At 48.8% G+C, this 1,896-nt stretch carries 2 protein-coding genes; both read right to left on the reverse strand.

From position 1 onward, the window contains the following. Positions 1 to 55: 55 nt before the first annotated feature. On the reverse strand, positions 56 to 622 hold the full coding sequence (locus tag BRAS3809_RS35230; protein ID WP_008965373.1) for a DUF4276 family protein: 567 nt from the start codon (positions 620 to 622) through the stop codon (positions 56 to 58). Next, on the reverse strand, positions 622 to 1,896 hold a 1,275-nt coding region (locus BRAS3809_RS35235; RefSeq protein ID WP_210161118.1), incomplete at its 5' end, for an AAA family ATPase. The genes BRAS3809_RS35230 and BRAS3809_RS35235, both read right to left, overlap by 1 nt.

A 1,896-nucleotide genomic window follows, 5' to 3' on the forward strand; every position in this document is an offset into this window, starting at 1 on the left:
ACGGAAGATGATCTCGACCGCCGCGCCAGAACTCGCGACGGAGATCTCCCCCCTACTAACTGAGGTTTCTCTTTACAAAATTCTCAAGGGGCAGGAACGAAGAACACGCCCGCAGTCGAGAAATCCTTATCTGCCCAGCGAGCCGCTCGTTGTGCAGGGTATTAACATACCGCTTTCCGCCGCCACTATGTCTATAAATAAGCGTCCCGATCTGCTCCTTCGGATTAGCGACTGTCTCTGGATTAGCAATTTGCTTAATAGGCCTTTTCAAGCCGAAAAACTTGGATAACGCAATCTCGTCGCTGAGAATCCAAGCTTCGATTTCTTGCACGGGAATCACAATTAGCGACGCCTGAATTGGGTTGACGGCAAGAGCACGTCGTAACGTCCCCTCCAGCTCAGAGAGCTTACGTCGATCCAAATCATGAACCACCACGAGATATTCGCAACCCAATCGAGCCAGCTCTCGACTCCAAGCCCCGCACTTCCCGACTAACTTACCACATCCATTTCCAACAAAGTGCTTTACTGAAACCGGCGAATTACGAATACGCTCGATCAAAACCTTGATGACCGCAACATCACTCTTATCTTCAGCAATTATCCCGATTTTTTTGCCCATTAGTCAAATCCGCTACTCCTCCAAAACTCACCCAGACTTCCCGCTGTGGCAAGGTAGGACTTTAGAGAATTCAACTTCTCATCAGATAATGCACTCATCACATCTTGCACTACTGTGCCCTTCGCCTGATTGCAGCTCACCAATCGCAACTGCTCTGGCGCTAAACGATCGAGCACAGCTTCCGAATGAGTAGAGAAGATAATCTGTTTTGTGCGACTGAACTCCTTAAGAATGCTCACGACACTATTGAGCAAGCCGTGATGCACACATACCTCAGGCTCTTCGATCAACAACAGAGATTCATTAGTTATTACATAGAACACCAAAGCAAGAGTCCTAAACGTCCCCTCGGACAACTGATTGAACGAGAGGCGTGAACTGCCAATCTTAACAGTAGGAATTATCAGTATTCGTTTCTTCTTTTGGCGCTCGACCTTGCCACCGCTGGCGACACTGTGCGTCTCTGATACAAATTCAGCAGAGCGCCAAGAAAATCCATTGACAAGCCCAAGCCCGCGCTTATCCACAAAGGATAGAAATAGATCGTAGAGATCTATACGATCCTGAGACGCTGTATACAGGTCGTGCAAGAATTTTTGGTGGACTAGATTACGGGAGTTTACCGTCCTACTGAGCTTACCCCTCTCATTTATCTCGAACGAAGTTGGGCTAGCAGCCGGATTGGTAAACTGCGACGCGCTGTAATACGTGATCTTGGAGGCAAATTCAGCGACCTCATCAGCAACTCGAGCGTACCGCTTAGCATTAGCATCGAGATCTAAGTTTTTTGCTCCCCCGAGGTTCGCCTGCTTCCAGTCAAGCGAACTCCGTCTAGCTAGCCTCAGCAGACTTGCTCGCGATCGATTCGAGCTTGCGCGAAGTCGGTCTATACTCAACCACGATTTTGAAGAGTTCTGATCAACAAAATTCCAACGCTCGTCAAAGCCTAGCGCTTCGTCTCGATTATCGGCACCCGTCCGGTAGGTTACAGTACCGCGATATCGCACCGGCTTTTTTGCCCTAACGAAATCAACTTCAACCGTACACTGCTGAGAGTTTGTATCCTCAGCCGAGGAGATGCTACCTCCCGGTTGGCCGAATAGTACTATCGCTTGCAGAATATTCGTCTTTCCTACCCCATTCGGCCCGATCAAAGCCGTAAGCTTCCGATCGAATGTAATTTCAGTGTCTTTGCAGGATCGGTAATCCACTACGCGAAAGCGTGAAAGTATTATTCTTGCCATGACACCCGCCCTATCTAAACGTGTCCATCG

It is taken from the genome of Bradyrhizobium sp. STM 3809, assembly GCF_000239795.1.
GTDB lineage: Bacteria > Pseudomonadota > Alphaproteobacteria > Rhizobiales > Xanthobacteraceae > Bradyrhizobium.